At 51.8% G+C, this 1,771-nt stretch carries 1 protein-coding gene; it reads left to right on the top strand.

Going from position 1 to position 1,771, the window contains the following annotated elements; genetic code table 11:
- The coding region (locus Q0135_RS07270; RefSeq protein ID WP_297989505.1) for a DUF6138 family protein at window positions 1-1,706 on the top strand (1,706 nt) is incomplete at its 5' end.
- Window positions 1,707-1,771 lie beyond the last annotated feature (65 nt).

The raw sequence follows: 1,771 nt of genomic DNA, 5'->3' as shown, positions 1-1,771 counted from the left end.
AAGCATTCGGCAAAACCTATATTGCTAGTGCCAAACCTGCTACTTTAGCGATGAATGCCAAGCTGCTAGACATAGATAACGAAGCTCAAATTTCGCTAGCGGGCAAAATTTCAGACGCGCTAAAGCGCCTGATCGCTGGCAAGTTCGGCTCGCAGTACAAGGGCGAAGCGCCGTATTCGCGATGCCCGGTACAGGAGGGGTATTTTGATTTTTTGGGCGTGGAGTGCCGCAAAGCGCGTATCAGGCTTTATCTTGACGACTTTGACGCGGACGGTTTCAGAGCCGATGCGCCCGAGATAGACGAGCTTGAGCGCGAGGAGTTTGAGGCTATCGTCCCGCTCATCGCAAAGAGCGCGGAGGAAGAGTCTTTGGCTGAAGCAAATCTGCCGTTTTTTGCGTATAAGCTGGATTTGGCGGTCAAATTTGAAGGCGCGAGCGGGAGCCTGGCGCAGCGCAGCTGCGAGCGTAAATTTTATTTTGAAAACACTGCGCGAAAAGCCGAGTTAAAGCGCAAAATGGACGATTATATAGGCGAGATCATCATCCGCCGCGATAAAAAGATCAAAGACGGCCGCGAGATTTTCGTGTTTATGGACCGCATTTTCGATCTTTCGCTTATGGATTACGACGAAACGGCGCTAACGGCGCTGCTTGAGCAGGTAATCGATGCGGTGCAGGACGTCAAAAACAGGCGGCTTTTGGGGGATTTTATCATCGCGCTAGAGAATAATCTGCGGCGCTGGAAAGAGGAGAAATTCCTGCCGAAATTTTACGATATTTTAGGTGACGGCTGGAGTAAAGATTACGAGCTTAAAAAGGACTTTGCACCCGAGAATGTAGACGCGGGCGAGCTTGCGTTTTTCGTGCGGGCGGCGCTTTGGAATATCAAATTTAAGCGCTATAGCTGGGATGTGGATCTTGCGCGCAAGGATTTGGAGTGCGCGGCGAAGATTTTCGGCTCAGCTCAGGCGCAAAGCTATCTGGACCGCGGCACGGGCGAGCTTGAAGGCGAGCTAGTAAAATTTAAAGACGCGGACGTGGAGTGTAGCGCAAACGATGTTTTCGCGCAGGTTCGCGCGAAAATCAAAAACGAAACGGCGGACGCGTATAAAAAGGCGCTAAATTTCATCGTAAAGCTGCTGCAAGCGGGCTTTGCTGCAAGCTACGCCGTAAAGCTTAGCTCCAAGGCGCAGAAAACTTATCTGCCGATCAAAGGCCTTGCGCCCACGCCCACGCACCGTTTTTTCGCCGCCGCGCTCGCGCACGAGCTGGACGGGGAGCTTGAGCTTTACGCGAACGAAGCGCTAAAGCACAAGTTTGAGTTCTATGCCGATACGGACGGCGAAAAGTGCCTGATGAGCGGCAGCTACGCAGTTTTCGGCCTCGCGCTAAAGAGCGAAAAATACTTTGCTCTCGCGCGGCGCTACTTTGAGACGGTGGATGCCGAACATCAGAGCGCGCATATAAAATTTATCGAGGCGTTTATCGATCGCTACGGCATTAGCAAGCGCAGTTTAGAGGTGATCGTCGCAGGGCTGCTGTCATATCAAGAGGATAAAATTTACAAAAGCTTAAAGGCGCTAATGAAGGGGCCTGCGAACAAAGCTCTGTTTGCGCGCGCGATCTCGGGGCTGAGCGAGCACGAGAAAGAGAGCGCGACGTATGCCGTGTGGGGTGAGAACTGGCAGAAGGAAATTTTAGGCTGATGGCAGCTTGTCTTTTTTCTTTATACATCGTTAGAAATTCGCTCGGCTTCGGTCACAGACTTTAG

It is taken from the genome of uncultured Campylobacter sp., from assembly GCF_937981295.1.
Taxonomy (GTDB): domain Bacteria; phylum Campylobacterota; class Campylobacteria; order Campylobacterales; family Campylobacteraceae; genus Campylobacter_B.
This window is presented reverse-complemented; position numbering and strand designations above follow the sequence as displayed.